This is a genomic window from uncultured Nostoc sp. (assembly GCF_964247315.1).
Lineage (GTDB): Bacteria > Cyanobacteriota > Cyanobacteriia > Cyanobacteriales > Nostocaceae > Nostoc.
Window position 1 is genome coordinate 3,338 of record NZ_CAXTTT010000042.1, and the last position, 14,066, is coordinate 17,403.

Below are 14,066 nucleotides of genomic sequence, written 5' to 3' on the forward strand. Positions count from 1 at the left end.
CCTCTGAACTCGGAAGTTGAGCCTCTGAACTCGGAAGTTGAGCCTCTGAACTTAAAACTTTCAGTTTTAACTCTCACCGATCTCTCCCATCCCTCCATGCCCTATGCCCAATACCCCATGCCCACATAATTATGAAAATTTGGCAGATTGATTTTTATCGTCGTCCCTCACAAGATGCGTCTGGACAAATTTTATGGGAGTTGTTGATTTGTGACGCAACTCGTAGCTTTGAATATGAAGCCACCTGTCTCCAGTCAACAGCAAATTCTAATTGGGTTGTGACTCAACTTGAGCTAGCTGCTGGTGAAAAATTGCCAGATGTAATTCAGGTGTTTCGTCCGCAGTCTCTCAGCTTAATTGAGGCGGCAGGACGCAATTTAAGTATTAATGTCGAACCTACCCGCCACACCTTGGCGTTAAAGCAGTGGTTACAAGAAAAGCAATATCCTTTAACGCTGGATAAACCACCCCCAGCACCATTACCAGAAAATCTCTGGGGAGAACAATGGCGTTTTGCGACTCTAGCTGCTAGTGATGTAGAAACGAGATTTAGCGATCGCCCCATTCCCATTTTGCACATCCCAGAACATCTCAAACCAATCAATTTGGGTTTAGCATCAACAGTTCCTGTTCCTGGTGTAGTAATTTATGGTGGACGGCAATCGATGCGCCTAGCACGGTGGTTGCAGCAAGCCCGTCCTGTAAGCTTGAACTACATTTCTGGCGCACCGGATGGCTTAATATTAGAAGCTAGCTTGGTGGATAGGTGGATTGTTGCCACATTTGAAGATCCAGAAGTTACAACAGCAGCCCAAGCATTTGAACAACGCAAAAAGCATTGCCGAGGATTGCATTTTTTGTTAGTTCAACCCGATGATTCTGGTATGACTTATAGCGGCTTTTGGTTATTGCGGGTAGAAAATTGATATTAATTGCCAAAAATATTTGTCTGCTTAATTTTGATAGCTAAATAAATCGACTAAAGCGATGTCTGACTACAAGGGAATATGTGTCTAGGCTTTACTGTAATTTGCCTATATGGCCCAGGTGTATAAGTTTAGCAAATTTTAGTATGATGAGAAAGTCATACTAAATAGTAATACTAAAAATTAATTATAGATGCTCAAAGTCACAATTACTTTAGAAGAAGACATTCTGCAATTTATAGATCAGTATGCACAGGGGAACCGTAGTGCATACATCAATACACTGCTGGCAGAACACCGCCGCCAAGTTTTAGCAGCAGAAATGATTACAGCGCTAAAGCAGGATGCTGAAAATACAGAGTATCAAGCTGAAATTGCTGCTTGGGACGGCGTTGCAGGAGATGGCATAAATGCCAGGGAGTAATTTAACTTATCGGCGAGGAGAAATACGTTGGGTGAATCTCGATCCAACAGTGGGGGCTGAAGCAAAAAAAATCCGCGCTTGTTTGATTGTGCAAAATGACATCATGAATCAGTATGGATTGCTGACAATTGTCATACCATTTCGCCCTGGAAGTAAACAAGCCCCCTATGTTGTCAATATAAAAGCAACACTAAATAATGGGCTAGACCAAGACCGTTTTATTGATGTTGGGCAAATTCGTGCTGTTGATCATAGTCGTATTTTGGGTTTAGTTGGTGTATTGGAATCAGAATATTGGGAACTTATTCATACAGCTTTAAATGTAGTTCTGGGATTTGTGGTTTAAGGGTGTTAGAGAATAAAAATAGAGATAAAAGTGAGGCGAAGCCGATCGCTTTTCTGTAATAAGCTTTGTAATCATAAAAATTAACTTAAGAACCATTTTACTACTTTGGCTGATTTGCAGTCTTGGTTATAAGGGCAAACAAATTAAACTACTTCTTCCTGCTTTTGACTTAAATACATTGCAATTCCTTTCTCGTAGTAAGCTGCCTCATTAATAAAAATAGGATAAACAGTAGACTCTCCCTCATAGAAAATATCTTTTCCTTCAAAAGTTAGAAACATTGGATCGCCTGGATGCAAAGGTTCATAATCCCTAAACTGAAGCTGGGGGTGAATCATGGCTTGAATTTCTCCGCGTAGGTGCAGCCCGCCGTAGGCATCGCTTCTCGGATAATCGATAGTCTGAATATATTTATAAAGTGTAAGGTGGTTGCTTGTCTGCGGAACATTCCCCTGGTTGCACCCTTCAAAATAATCTAAAACTGCATAAATAAGCTGTTCTGTTTCCTGAAATAATTCGGCGTTTAAAACATTTTGAGCTACAGCCCCAACTTCTATAACAAAACCCAATTCACACAAAGAACGGAGAAAACCATTTTCTTTAGATTGCTGATTAATACAGACTTTTACTAAAGGATTGATAGAACTTAAATAAGCACCTAACCGAAGTAATAAAGGATGCATATCACAAAAAATCAGACTTAAACCCATATTGGCAGTTGTGCTGTGCAAATCAACAATTACATCTACAAAAGGCTGATTTTGCGGTTGCAATATCTGTTGAATTGCTTTTGCCCGCATATCTTCATAACTTGAGAGTTGGGGATTTTGTAAGCCTTGATTAGTGAAACAACGATTTAAATCCTTGTCAATGTATCGTTTGCCTTCTTCAATAGCTTTGAGATTACCAAGTAATGCCAAAGTTTCAAAACTTGCCCTGTTAATTAAATTAGGATATTGCTGAAACTTTTTGACTAAATGTACTCCTGTTAACTCATTACCGTGGTTTCCTCCAACGATCGCAACTCGTTCAATCTGACTCATAACAACCTCATATTTAAAAAACTACCCTACGGTTATTGAGAATGGTGCAAGATACAAGATAGAAGTATACCTGCTGCTGACTAAATCTTGTAAAAGACTGACGCGATGTCTACGACGGGCTACACCTACGCTCCATGTTCGAGTCAAAATATGATAACTGTTAAGCTGTTGGTTTGAGTACAAAAGGGGAGGAAATTTATGGAGTATAATTTTCAAGCGATGCCTCCAGCGGGCTACGCCTACGCTGAACTTTACAAAAACGCCCTCCTCAACGACGTACTCCCCTTTTGGGAAAAATATTCTCTTGATTGGCAGCAAGGCGGCTATTTCACCTGCCTTGATCGCGAAGGCAAAATTTATGATACAGACAAATTCATCTGGCTACAAAACCGCCAGGTGTGGACTTTTTCGATGCTTTACAACCAGCTAGAAAAACGCGAAAATTGGCTGAAAATTGCTAGTAATGGCGCTAATTTTCTCGCCCAACACGGCAGAGATAGCGATGGTAACTGGTACTTTGCCCTCACCCGTGAAGGTAAACCATTGGTTCACCCTTACAATATCTTTTCTGATTGCTTTGCAGCAATGGCATTTAGTCAATATGCACTCGCTGGCGGTGAAGAATGGGCAAAGGATGTAGCAATGCAAGCTTACAACAACGTATTACGCCGCAAAGATAACCCCAAGGGCAAATATAATAAAACCTATCCCGGCACACGCCCGATGAAATCATTGGCTGTACCGATGATTTTAGCCAACCTGACTTTAGAAATGGAATGGTTGCTGCCAAAGGAAATACTAGAGGATGTTCTAGCTGAGACAGTCCGCGAAGTGATGACCGATTTTCTCGACCAAGAACGGGGACTAATGTACGAAAACGTTGCCCCTGACGGTTCCCACATAGATTCTTTTGAGGGACGGCTGATTAATCCAGGTCACGGTATCGAAGCGATGTGGTTCATCATGGACATTGCGCGTCGGAAAAACGATACCAAAACTATTAACCAAGCCGTTGATGTGGTGCTAAACATCCTGAATTTTGCTTGGGATAGCGAGTACGGGGGATTGTATTACTTTATGGATGCAGATGGTCATCCCCCACAACAATTGGAATGGGATCAAAAGCTGTGGTGGGTTCACCTAGAGTCTTTGGTTGCATTAGCGATGGGCTATCGCCTAACCGGGCGTGAGATTTGTTGGGAATGGTATCAAAAGATGCACGATTACGCCTGGTTGCACTTTGCTGATTCCGAGTATGGTGAATGGTTTGGCTACCTGAATCGACGTGGAGAAGTATTGTTGAACCTCAAAGGCGGCAAATGGAAAGGATGTTTTCACGTACCGCGTGCATTATACCTTTGTTGGCAACAATTTGAGGCATTGCAATGCCTGCGGCGGTAAACAACGCAGTCAGTTTAATCTTCAGGGAAAACGCATCTTATTTTTTATGCTCAAAGAATTATTTGACGGTGTAGACTATACAACCGATCCACTTTGGATAGTCAAGTCATACTTTAATGCAATAGCGGGTATTTCTTTCCCTGATGCATTAAATTATCTTCTTGAAGGTACTGGTTATGGTAGTGAATATGCCATGTGTGAATTTCCTTGCGAAGATGAGGATGATATGTTTGAAGGAGTTCGCTTTTGCTTTCTGGATAAAGATGAAATAATAGTTTCTCAAGAGATATTCAAAAAATATCTCAAAATAGCGGCTGAAAGGTACATTGAACTTAATCCAGAAAGAGCAGATGAAGTTCAAAATATACTCAAAAAATTATCTGAATAGCACTGGCAAGTTAAGTGATTAGACGAGGTTCTTTACTCCGTTAATGAGGTTTTAACTGCCAAGATTAACGCTTCGCTTACTCGCTTTCACCTTAAGTTGACACTAATAAGCAATGCTATACCCCTACTGCATGGTCTATTTACCTGAAAATTGCTGTAGTCTCTGTTAATGTACAAGTAAAAGTAGAATCAGTGTCATTAGTAAGGATGTCTCATGAATGCTGTGACACCTAAGCGATTTACGATCGCACAATACCATCAATTGATTGAACTCGGATTTCTCACAGAGGGCGATCGTATTGAATTAATTCGCGGAGAACTGATTCAAATGACAGCCAAGGGAACGCCTCATACAGTTTGTGGTTCTATCTTATGCCGTCAATTGGCTCGGCTATTAGGCGATCGAGCAGTCATCCGTGGACAAGATCCCATCACCCTTCCTAATCAGAGTGAACCTGAGCCGGATGTTGTCATTGCACGAGGAAGAGATAAAGATTATCTGGCTCATCATCCCTATTCCGAGGATATTTTATTAGTAATTGAAATTTCGGATAAAACAATAGATTATGACCAAACAACCAAGCTGTCTTTATATGCAGAAGCCGGAATTTATCATTACTGGATTGTGAATTTGCCAGATAGTCAACTTGAGCGCTACAGCCAACCGTATCAAAATGCTCAAAATAAGTTTAGCTATCTTAGCAAGCAGATTTCTCTATCTAACCAGTCAGTAGCGATTCCTGGATTTGAAGATGCATTATTAGACTTGAGTCGGTTGTTTCCAGAAGATACTAGTGAATGATTTTGTTGGTGCGATCGCGTAAAAAAGTGTTCTATTCTCTGAAACACGTTTAAATACTGATACTTTATGCTTTAAATGATTGATATTATACTAAAATACGCAAAAAGTTTGCTGTTAGTATGCATCACATTGAACTAATTATATTAATTTTGGATTTGTTTCCGAATTACATGGGTTCAGACAAGCTATTGAGAATGCTAAAAATGCTTGATAATCATTTTAATGTAATTGACAGGCAGATAAGTGAAATAAAATCTCTTCTGTCTATGCTGTAAGTAAGCATTTTCCAGTTTTTTAATACATAACTACAAACTTTTGTTTAAGCCTGTGTTTGAGATTTAGGTTTCAACTTCATTACTATTTCCACATCACAACCTAAAGCATTTAGAAATCTGAAAAGTCGCTCTGTTGAAAAACCTGATAGTTTTCCCCTTATTAAAGCATAAATCTTAGGTTGATCAACTCCCAATAGTGCGACGACTTCAACTTGATTCATCTCGTGTTTAGCGATGATTTCACTGATTTGACGTGCAAGTTCTGCTTTCACAAGTAGTTCATCCGGGTTTGCTAGACCTAAATCTGCAAAGACATTACCGCTACTTCTTTTTACACTGATTTCTTCAGTCATTTTTCTCTTCCTTTTTTTCAGGTTATAGTTTTGTGCGTGATGCTCTTTTGCCCGATTAAGCCTTGCTTTAATTAATTCGATGTTTTGTTAGCAATCTTGATGAAGATGAAATAGTTTTTGAAGACATATTCAAAAGCTATTTCAAAATAGCAGATGGAAGGTACATTGAACTTAATCTATAAAGACCAGATGAGGTTCAAAATGTACTCAAAAAATTATCTGAATAGCATTGGCAAGTTAAGTAATTAGACAAACGAAACATAAAATGATTTAATCAAAGGTATTGCCCAAACAAAAAACTTTTAATATGAGAAAACTGTCTCTGATTCTCCCCTTAGCTATACTAGCTTTTGGCAGTGTAGTTGTTAAGAGCCAAGAAATCTCCTCACCCAATACTTACACTCAATCTGTTACCCGTGAAGTTTTAGCGAGTGGTTATCCTACTCAAGATCAAAAACAGATTCTTGAGCTTGTACGCTATACCATCGCACCAAGAGCAAAACTCCCTACTCATACTCATCCAGGAATGCAGATTGGACGAGTAGAGGTGGGAAGTTTAACTTTTACTGTTGTGAAAGGAGAAGCTAAAGTAACGAAAGCTAACGGCACAGAATTGATTCTTCAAAAAGGGAAAACTATACAACTTACAGTTGGAGATTCTTTAGTTGAATCTGTCGGAATAGTTCATTATGCAGAAAACAGAACGAACAAACCGATTATTCTTTTGTCTGCTTCTCTATTTAATGCTAATCAACCAAAAGCTATTTTAATCAATCCTGAAAACAAATGAATTTGATGAGAGATTTCGACTTTTGTTAGAGGTTTACTCATTGGTATTTTAAATGTCATCACACAGATGACGATATGAGTCGCCATTATCAGCAAAGTACCATCGAGTTGCCATTTAATCGTGTTAACCCTTTCAAGTTAAATGTGAAAGAACTTACCAACTTTGCAAAGTGTCACAGAAAACTGAAGATTTAAATAATATTCTAAAGAAGGTTTTTCAATCTGCTTGTTCTTCTAGTTCAGTGGCTTCATCATTAATCACAAACTAAATTCCGCTGCACCATCCTCATCCACATCTGCATTTTTATCCATAGCAGTAGGTTTAAATTTAGAGCCATGAATTAATTCACCAAACGCAATTCCTGGATTTTGGTGAAGAATATTCAGCACACTCATAAAATCTCGCACAATTTCCCCTGGTGTCAGTAATGCTTCCGCACCCAAACGATTAATAATTTCTTGCACAAACTCTTTCAACTCACGATTTGTCAAAGTCTGTTCATACCCAAAATTGAGTGCATGAATCTCAGTTAAACGTTGCAAAAGCGCCAATATTTCTGCTTCATTCAATGGATTTAGCCGAATTACTGGCCCTAAATGTTCCTGAACATTAGCTTGTGCAACAAAACGGCTTTCTTTTGTACGTCTTTGCCAAGCTTGGTCTGCAAACAGTCCTCGTTTGGGGTCTTCTAAAAACTTACTTGTTCCACCAACAACAATGCCAAGATGTTCTGCTTTACATTGCATGGTATCGTTAAACATTGCGAGGAGTCGATTATAATTCTTTTCTCGTGTAACGGTGGTAGATATTTGATATAAATGTACGGCTTCATCAACTAAGATTAATAGTCCTTTATAGCCAATCTCAGCCACAAACTTCGCAAACAGTTTGATGTAGTCATACCAACTATCATCATCAATAATTACCCGCACTCCTAAGGCTGCTTTCGCCTCAACTTTAGTAGTAAATTCTCCCCGTAACCAGCGCATCGCTGCATTTTTTAAATTATCATCATCCAATCGGTAGCCACGCCAATAAGCAATAATCACGCTACCAAAGTCAAAACCGTGAACTAAATCTTCAATATACTGAACAACTTCTCTAATTTTCGATTCAACTTGGTCATCAAAACCATCGTCATTCGGACGCATTTCAGTTTCTTTAACCACTTCTTGTTGAATTTTATTAATCCATCCTTCTAAAATTGAGACTAAAGCACCACCATCAGGACGAGTTTTTGTTGCTAGGTGGCTCATTAATTCTCGATAGGTAGCGACACCTTCATTGTTGCTTCCAGCTAATCGGCGTTCAGGGGATAAATCAGCATCAGCTACTACAAAACCTTGCTCCATCGCTCGATTACGAATTAGTTGGAGTATAAAACTTTTCCCTGAACCGTAGTTACCAATTATAAAGCGAAATGCTGCTACACCTTCTGCAATATCATCGAGATTTTGTAATAGGCTTTTTAATTCTTTTTCTCGACCTACTGCGATATATTCAACTCCCACTCTTGGTACTACCCCCGCACCAAGAGAATTGATTAAAGCAGTGGAGATTTTCTTCGAGATTTTGAGCTTTGCCATGTATTACACTTCACTTTATTCTAAACGCAGAAGCACACAGTAAATAGGTAAGGTACATCGCCTTACTACTAAATATTACGACGACAATAACAATTTAATTTGACGAAGTATGTCTGGCCATGAGGCTTTCATACATCGCAATCATTTTTTTTACATCTGTTATATGCTCCTGATAAAGTTTTGGACTTTCCGAATCAAAATTAATTATTAATTCCCCAATAGTATCATTTGCCCGTTCATTTATAGAATCGATTAATAAATTTGGCATAGTGATATTTGCTTCGGCAATTTTTTTAATAGTACTATTGGGATTATTTTGTTCAATGATGGCTTTTAATACTTGTAACTCATGTCCTGGAAGCTTTCCAAGAAAATTAGTCCATTCTTCAGGTATGTTTTCTGATGTCTCAATTTTCGATGTGTCAATGACATCTGAAGATTCAATTATTTCAGAAAATGGAAACAACTCAATATCATCTTCTTGGGAATTATCAGACAAAGGCTCTGAATTAAATGTTTCTACTTGTTGTAGTAATTCCCATACTTGATTTTGTAATGAGTCTCGTTCTTGTTGCAATAATGAAACTTGTCCTTGTAATTGCTGTAATTCGGCTTTTTGTTCTGCTAGTTGGGTTTGTGAAGAATTCAGGATAGCTTGGATATTTTCTCTTTCGGTTTTTGTTGCTACAAGCAATTGATTATTTTGGGTTGTCTCAACTTCTAGCTCTTGAATTGCAATTCGCAGTTCGTATAATTTTTCTTCTAATTGGGGTTTGAGTCTGCCTAAAAGAGTTAAATTACTTTCAACTTCTTGTTTCTCATGTTGTAGCTCGGAAATTTGACTTTGCAATTGGGTGATTTCAGCGCGAGATACATTACAATTGGACTCTAAACGGCGCTTCTCTGCTGTGAGCATAGAAAAAGCATTGTTCAATTCAGTTTGATTGTTCTGCAAATTATCAATTTCAGTTTGCAGGCTACTAATTTCTGTTTCTAATTGCTTCTTTTGCCCTGCAAATGTTCTTAATTCTCGATGTATACTATCTCTTTGGCTACGACTTTCTATGACTTGATTTTGCAACTGTTGTGATTCAGCATAGAGTAAATTATGATGTTCTTCAATTTGATTTATTTCTCTGACAACACGAGCCTTTAATCCCTCTATATCTTTAATTCGCTTGCGGAGAGAACCTAAAACAAACATTTCATAATTTCTGCGCCGCTTGTCTATAAATAATGCTGTTGTATGGATAGTAACGGCAGTAATTATACCTGTGAGAAAGGCTTTATTAAAATCCCAGCTTGGAACAAGGCTTAGACCAAAACTCACACTAAAGGCAACTATCACTAGTATAAATCGATTGCTGATCGTTACTGATTGCATATTGCTGGTTTTTAGCGTAGTTAAATTATTTGAATAAGTGGTTCTCATAATAATTATTAATTAAAATTTATCTACATATAAAATACTTAATTAATTGGTTTAGTCAAACAAAGCATTTTTGTCAACTTTATGCTCGTAGTCGTTCTCAAATATCTAATTTTACTTACTGGTACATAACATTGTTGTATAAATCACATAAAAGTACAATCACCAATAAAATTTCATTCTACGTGTTGGATGTATTGTTACCTGTATTAAAAAGTATTAAATCTGCTTTTAAAAAATCAACAAACTGCCGTGCTGTACGTCCAGAACGACCATTATGACGAGTTGCCCATTGTAATGCTTGAAATTCCAAATCTTCTTGAGTAATATTAATTTCAGCTTGTGCGGCTAGATGTTGTACAATTTTTAAATAAGTTTTCTGATTGGCTGGTTCAAAAGTCAAGGTTAAACCGAAGCGATCGCTAAACGAAAGCTTCTCCTGCATCGTATCCCAGGCATGGATTTCCTCGTTATCCTTGGGAGTTGGTCTATCCACAAAAAACTCCCGAATCAGATGGCGGCGATTGGAAGTAGCATACACAACTACATTTTGAGGACGGGCGGTTAAATTACCTTCTAAAACTACCTTGAGGGACTTAAAAGCATCATCATCTTCTTCAAATGAAAGGTCATCGACAAAGATAATAAATTTTTGTGACACACCCCGTAAATGTTCCACAATTTCTGGTAAGTCTTTTAAATCAGATTTTGCCACTTCCAACAAGCGGAGGCTGCGATCGCTATATTCATTCAACAAAGATTTCACTAAAGAAGATTTGCCAGAACCGCGACTACCGTAAAGTAATACATGCAGTGCCATCTCTCCTGATAATAAAAACTCTGTATTTTTCAGCAAAGCATCTTTCTGAGATTCGTAACCGACAAGCGCACTCAGTTTAACCGGGTCAGAATAGCGGATACCGATAAATTGCCCAGATTGCCAGCGTAAAGCGCGATATTCTGCAAATAAACCAGAGCCACATTGTCGATAATAAGCAGCTAACTCTTCTACAGCATCACCCCAATTATCTAATTCTTGTAGATATGTAGCGAACTTTGTCTCTACCGCTACCAATTCTTGCTCTTTATACCATACTACTGGTGAAATCGGCATATAAGCTACGTCTTGTACCCACTCGCTCAAAGAAGCGCTGCTACATTCATAAAGACTTTGCAGTATTTGTAAATCATGCTGAACTGCTGCTACTAAAGCTGGCGGCAAATCTTCAAATTCTTGCACTTCCGCCAGCCTTGTAAAGGGATTTTCACAGAAGAGAAGTTGAGTAATTAAATAGTCTTCCCAGTTTTGATTTCTAGTAGCTAAAGCGTGGAAGTAACTGCCGTAGGCTTGGAGACAACCCCGTGCATCGGTGTTAGTGTAACGTATAGCTTGCAACAGTTCCAGAAATGCTATCCCGACTTCGCCGTGGAGAACAGACTGGTACAGTAAGAGTGAGGCTGTTTGGCGCTGGAGATATTGAACTTTTGTATATAAGGAAGTACTTGCCATTGGCATCGTTTGATTATCCATCAATCAACTGTGTAGTATAGCTAAATAGCTATGGTAAATTGTCTGCTGACCCTGGCAGTAAAGTCAAAGTCTATATAGGTTTTAACAATGAATTTAGGTATAGTTGCTGCTTTTGCCTACGGCATATTAGCAATTGTTGGTGGCGTTATTGGCTACATTCAAGCTAAAAGTAGAGTTTCCCTCCTAAGTGGTAGCATTAGCGGTTTATTACTAATACTTGCCGCTTACTTCCAACTCCAAGGGCAAACCTGGGGTGCGATTTTAGCACTGTTAGTTACTGCTGTTTTAGTTGTCATCTTTGCATTTCGATTGATAAAAACACGCAAGTTTATGCCTGCGGGATTGATGACGATTTTGGGTCTGCTGGCATTGGCGGTAATGGTGAATCAAATTGTGGCTTTAAGGTAGCATTAGTCTCTAAGCAATAACCACCCTCCTGTTTTTTTGTATGGCATAACTTTCCCTGCTTTGAATTATATTAGTACATTTATATTACTTTAACTTGTAACCCTTGCCTAATAACTTCCTGCTTTCTCAATGAGTTATGGCGATTTTTGTTTAAATAGGGTAAATCAGGTAGGGGCGCAAAGTACCTCTGTCAAGGTAAGTAAAATTGTTGGCAACGAATTCTTCTTGAGTATATATTGTCTGCACGTTTGACGTTAAATAAATTACTTATTAACCACAGATGGACAGAGAGTAAAGAGAGAAAAGTAAAAATTTTCTCGCCGTTGCGATTTTGCTAGACTACTGTTGAATTGCCTTTCTACATCTGCCATTTCCTATTTGATGTAGCCAAGGTTAATGATAGCTGACAAAAGTTTGTCATTTTTTGTTAGGGCTTGTCACTAGATATTGCCAGCACATCATCACAAATCATACTTGAAAAATGCCCTGTTTCAAACTTGACAAAAGTATAGTTACATAAGATGCGCTCATGTAGGCTTTGTTTGCGATCGCCCATAGTCATCTACAATTTGTAGGTGACGAAAATAACGTGATAACAAGCTTTACAGACATCAATTTTGAAAATTAAATCAAAAAATAATTATTAATTGCCGAAAAACTCCGGTTTTTTTGGCTTTGTGATGATAAATAAAAGTAATAGTATTGAATCACGTGCTTCGTACCGCGAAGGATTACTGAAATTCTTCGTTGCTTTGAGGATGACTACTAAACACCAAACAACCTCTGCTGCCAATCAGTTTTTTGCTGGGGATGCTTCTTTGCCACAAAAAAAGGCTCTAGCACAAAACTTCCTGTAGATGTTTCTAAGTAACTATGCTGATAAAGTGTAAAGATGTCAACGTATATTGGAGCAAATTTTAAAGGAATTGCAAAGGACTTGGTGCCATTTTGGCAGGTTTTTCTGCCAAATATGGGATATTAGTAGATTGTAGAAATCTTTATTGTTATTCACATCTCTCTTCTTGCATTAGTTCCTATCTACTGAAAACTCTTAAGATCAAGCAAATTTGACACGATAAGTTTAAGTAATTTAATGAAGTAGGAAATAATACATGGTATTATCACTGTCTTCTCATAACGTTATCCAGTATCTGCAAGACGCGGGTCTGTGTAGCTCAGAAGATGGCCCATCAGACAAATCTGAGTTGCCAGGAAGTAGTCAGAACAATTTCAATTTACTAGTGACTTTAGCAGATAATTGCCAACTGCTCCTGAAACAAGAACGTAACGTTAACAACAATGACGGCGTGCCTCATGAATTGTTTCAGGAGTGGCTGTTTCACCAGTTGCTACAACATTTTCCAGTTCTAGGTAATACTTCAGCGATCGCACCATTGGTAATGCATTTTGACGAAGAAAATTCTATTCTCGTCCGTAACTACCTGAGTGAATATCTAGAACTTGCGACATTTTACCACAACAATGAGATTTTTCCACAAGAAATTGCCTCTGCCATCGGCACTACTTTGGCGGGACTGCATCGCGCCACCTACAACCGCCGAGAATATCGGGATTTTATGGCCACTGCTCCCCAAGGAGAATTTCGCTATGGGTTTTACAATCCAGCTCAAGGGGTGGGGTCAATTGGGCCGGAGATTTTTGGGACTGTTCCCACGGATGCACTGAAATTCTATGTTCTCTATCAACAATACGAGAGTTTGGAATCTGCGATCGCAGATTTGGCATATAGCTGGAATCCTTGCTGCTTAACTCACAACGACCTGAAATTGAACAACATTTTGGTTCATTCCAGGTGGGAGCAACTAGACAATTGTCTTGTACGACTAATTGACTGGGAAGCTTGTTCTTGGGGAGACCCAGCCTTTGATTTAGGAACTTTACTGGCAAGCTATTTAGAAATTTGGCTTAAGAGTCTGGTTGTAGACCCCACCATTGAGTTAGAAGAATCTCTACATTTGGCGTTAACACCGTTAGAGATTTTACAACCTTCAATTATTACCTTAATTAGGGCTTATATAAATGCTTTCCCGATGATTTTGGAATACCGTAGTGACTTTATTTCGCGGGTTATCCAGTTTGCAGGGCTGGCACTAATTCATCAAATTCAGGAAATGATTACATGCCAGAAACACTTTAATAATGCTGAACTCTGTATGCTACAAGTAGCTAAAAGTTTACTTGTAATGCCAGAACAAGGTGTACTGACCATTTTTGGGATATCAGAGTTAGAAATATTGAATCCTGTGGCAAAGATTCAGAAATTTCCTCAGGCTATAAAGGAGCAGCAGTTACTTCGGATTTATTATGAAAAAACTCGGCTACGTGGTTGTTAATACCAAAAAGT

15 protein-coding genes are annotated in these 14,066 nt (G+C 38.5%); 10 read left to right on the forward strand and 5 right to left on the reverse strand.

The window, feature by feature from the left end; genetic code table 11:
• Window positions 1-131: 131 nt before the first annotated feature.
• The 3 genes from ACFE93_RS14335 (at window position 132) to ACFE93_RS14345 (ending at window position 1,696) form a co-directional block, all read left to right on the forward strand.
• A complete protein-coding gene (locus ACFE93_RS14335) occupies window positions 132-926 on the forward strand; it encodes a Tab2/Atab2 family RNA-binding protein (protein ID WP_375473921.1) in 795 nt (264 codons plus the stop codon).
• A gap of 193 nt (window positions 927-1,119) precedes the next feature.
• Window positions 1,120-1,350: a CopG family transcriptional regulator gene (locus tag ACFE93_RS14340; RefSeq protein WP_375473922.1), complete on the forward strand. Its 231-nt coding sequence runs from the start codon at window positions 1,120-1,122 to the stop codon at window positions 1,348-1,350.
• Window positions 1,337-1,696, forward strand: coding sequence for a type II toxin-antitoxin system PemK/MazF family toxin (locus tag ACFE93_RS14345; RefSeq protein WP_375473923.1), 360 nt, complete (start codon window positions 1,337-1,339; stop codon window positions 1,694-1,696). The genes ACFE93_RS14340 and ACFE93_RS14345 overlap by 14 nt, the downstream gene beginning before the upstream one ends.
• A gap of 143 nt (window positions 1,697-1,839) precedes the next feature.
• On the opposite strand, the gene ACFE93_RS14350 is transcribed toward ACFE93_RS14345, so the two are convergent.
• Window positions 1,840-2,739 carry an aspartoacylase gene (locus ACFE93_RS14350; protein ID WP_375473924.1) on the reverse strand — a complete coding sequence of 300 codons (900 nt, stop codon included), beginning with the start codon at window positions 2,737-2,739 and terminating at the stop codon, window positions 1,840-1,842.
• Between the two features lie 198 nt (window positions 2,740-2,937).
• On the opposite strand from ACFE93_RS14350, the gene ACFE93_RS14355 reads away from it, so the two are divergent.
• The 3 genes from ACFE93_RS14355 to ACFE93_RS14365 all read left to right on the forward strand — a co-directional run bounded on the left by ACFE93_RS14355 (window position 2,938) and on the right by ACFE93_RS14365 (window position 5,329).
• On the forward strand, window positions 2,938-4,140 hold the full coding sequence (locus ACFE93_RS14355) for an AGE family epimerase/isomerase (RefSeq protein ID WP_375473925.1): 1,203 nt from the start codon (window positions 2,938-2,940) through the stop codon (window positions 4,138-4,140).
• A gap of 46 nt (window positions 4,141-4,186) precedes the next feature.
• A complete protein-coding gene (gene cdiI, locus ACFE93_RS14360) occupies window positions 4,187-4,528 on the forward strand; it encodes a ribonuclease toxin immunity protein CdiI (RefSeq protein WP_375473926.1) in 342 nt (113 codons plus the stop codon).
• A 213-nt stretch (window positions 4,529-4,741) separates the two neighbouring features.
• Complete coding sequence (locus ACFE93_RS14365) at window positions 4,742-5,329, forward strand: Uma2 family endonuclease (RefSeq protein WP_375473927.1); 588 nt, start codon at window positions 4,742-4,744, stop codon at window positions 5,327-5,329.
• 319 nt (window positions 5,330-5,648) lie between these two features.
• On the opposite strand, the gene ACFE93_RS14370 is transcribed toward ACFE93_RS14365, so the two are convergent.
• Complete coding sequence (locus ACFE93_RS14370) at window positions 5,649-5,957, reverse strand: helix-turn-helix domain-containing protein (RefSeq protein ID WP_375473928.1); 309 nt, start codon at window positions 5,955-5,957, stop codon at window positions 5,649-5,651.
• Window positions 5,958-6,264: 307 nt separating this feature from the next.
• Here ACFE93_RS14370 and ACFE93_RS14375 point away from each other — a divergent pair, with 307 nt between their 5' ends.
• Window positions 6,265-6,747, forward strand: coding sequence for a cupin domain-containing protein (locus tag ACFE93_RS14375; RefSeq protein WP_375473929.1), 483 nt, complete (start codon window positions 6,265-6,267; stop codon window positions 6,745-6,747).
• 257 nt (window positions 6,748-7,004) lie between these two features.
• On the opposite strand, the gene ACFE93_RS14380 is transcribed toward ACFE93_RS14375, so the two are convergent.
• From ACFE93_RS14380 to ACFE93_RS14390, 3 genes are all read right to left on the reverse strand, one after another.
• Window positions 7,005-8,333: an ATP-binding protein gene (locus ACFE93_RS14380; RefSeq protein WP_375473930.1), complete on the reverse strand. Its 1,329-nt coding sequence runs from the start codon at window positions 8,331-8,333 to the stop codon at window positions 7,005-7,007.
• Window positions 8,334-8,427: 94 nt separating this feature from the next.
• Window positions 8,428-9,717: a tellurite resistance TerB C-terminal domain-containing protein gene (locus ACFE93_RS14385; protein WP_375473931.1), complete on the reverse strand. Its 1,290-nt coding sequence runs from the start codon at window positions 9,715-9,717 to the stop codon at window positions 8,428-8,430.
• A 226-nt stretch (window positions 9,718-9,943) separates the two neighbouring features.
• Window positions 9,944-11,293, reverse strand: a complete 1,350-nt coding sequence (locus ACFE93_RS14390; protein ID WP_375473932.1) for an ATP-binding protein — start codon at window positions 11,291-11,293, stop codon at window positions 9,944-9,946.
• Window positions 11,294-11,380: 87 nt separating this feature from the next.
• Between ACFE93_RS14390 and ACFE93_RS14395 the strand changes: the two genes are divergently transcribed.
• The 3 genes from ACFE93_RS14395 (at window position 11,381) to ACFE93_RS14405 (ending at window position 14,055) form a co-directional block, all read left to right on the forward strand.
• Entirely contained in the window at window positions 11,381-11,701 is a 321-nt protein-coding gene (locus tag ACFE93_RS14395; protein ID WP_375473933.1) for a TMEM14 family protein, read from the forward strand.
• A gap of 647 nt (window positions 11,702-12,348) precedes the next feature.
• A complete protein-coding gene (locus tag ACFE93_RS14400; protein WP_375473934.1) occupies window positions 12,349-12,558 on the forward strand; it encodes a hypothetical protein in 210 nt (69 codons plus the stop codon).
• A 255-nt stretch (window positions 12,559-12,813) separates the two neighbouring features.
• Window positions 12,814-14,055, forward strand: coding sequence for a phosphotransferase (locus ACFE93_RS14405; protein ID WP_375473935.1), 1,242 nt, complete (start codon window positions 12,814-12,816; stop codon window positions 14,053-14,055).
• Window positions 14,056-14,066: the final 11 nt, after the last annotated feature.

Bases quoted from the DNA above. Each gene is read 5' to 3' on its own strand.
- ACFE93_RS14385 (WP_375473931.1), bottom strand. From the start codon at position 9,717: ATGCAATCAGTAACGATCAGCAATCGATTTATACTAGTGATAGTTGCC.
- ACFE93_RS14355 (WP_375473925.1), top strand. From the start codon at position 2,938: ATGGAGTATAATTTTCAAGCGATGCCTCCAGCGGGCTACGCCTACGCT.
- ACFE93_RS14340 (WP_375473922.1), top strand. From the start codon at position 1,120: ATGCTCAAAGTCACAATTACTTTAGAAGAAGACATTCTGCAATTTATA.
- ACFE93_RS14350 (WP_375473924.1), bottom strand. From the start codon at position 2,739: ATGAGTCAGATTGAACGAGTTGCGATCGTTGGAGGAAACCACGGTAAT.
- ACFE93_RS14390 (WP_375473932.1), bottom strand. From the start codon at position 11,293: ATGGATAATCAAACGATGCCAATGGCAAGTACTTCCTTATATACAAAA.
- ACFE93_RS14345 (WP_375473923.1), top strand. From the start codon at position 1,337: ATGCCAGGGAGTAATTTAACTTATCGGCGAGGAGAAATACGTTGGGTG.
- cdiI (WP_375473926.1), top strand. From the start codon at position 4,187: ATGCTCAAAGAATTATTTGACGGTGTAGACTATACAACCGATCCACTT.
- ACFE93_RS14335 (WP_375473921.1), top strand. From the start codon at position 132: ATGAAAATTTGGCAGATTGATTTTTATCGTCGTCCCTCACAAGATGCG.
- ACFE93_RS14405 (WP_375473935.1), top strand. From the start codon at position 12,814: ATGGTATTATCACTGTCTTCTCATAACGTTATCCAGTATCTGCAAGAC.
- ACFE93_RS14365 (WP_375473927.1), top strand. From the start codon at position 4,742: ATGAATGCTGTGACACCTAAGCGATTTACGATCGCACAATACCATCAA.
- ACFE93_RS14370 (WP_375473928.1), bottom strand. From the start codon at position 5,957: ATGACTGAAGAAATCAGTGTAAAAAGAAGTAGCGGTAATGTCTTTGCA.
- ACFE93_RS14380 (WP_375473930.1), bottom strand. From the start codon at position 8,333: ATGGCAAAGCTCAAAATCTCGAAGAAAATCTCCACTGCTTTAATCAAT.
- ACFE93_RS14395 (WP_375473933.1), top strand. From the start codon at position 11,381: ATGAATTTAGGTATAGTTGCTGCTTTTGCCTACGGCATATTAGCAATT.
- ACFE93_RS14375 (WP_375473929.1), top strand. From the start codon at position 6,265: ATGAGAAAACTGTCTCTGATTCTCCCCTTAGCTATACTAGCTTTTGGC.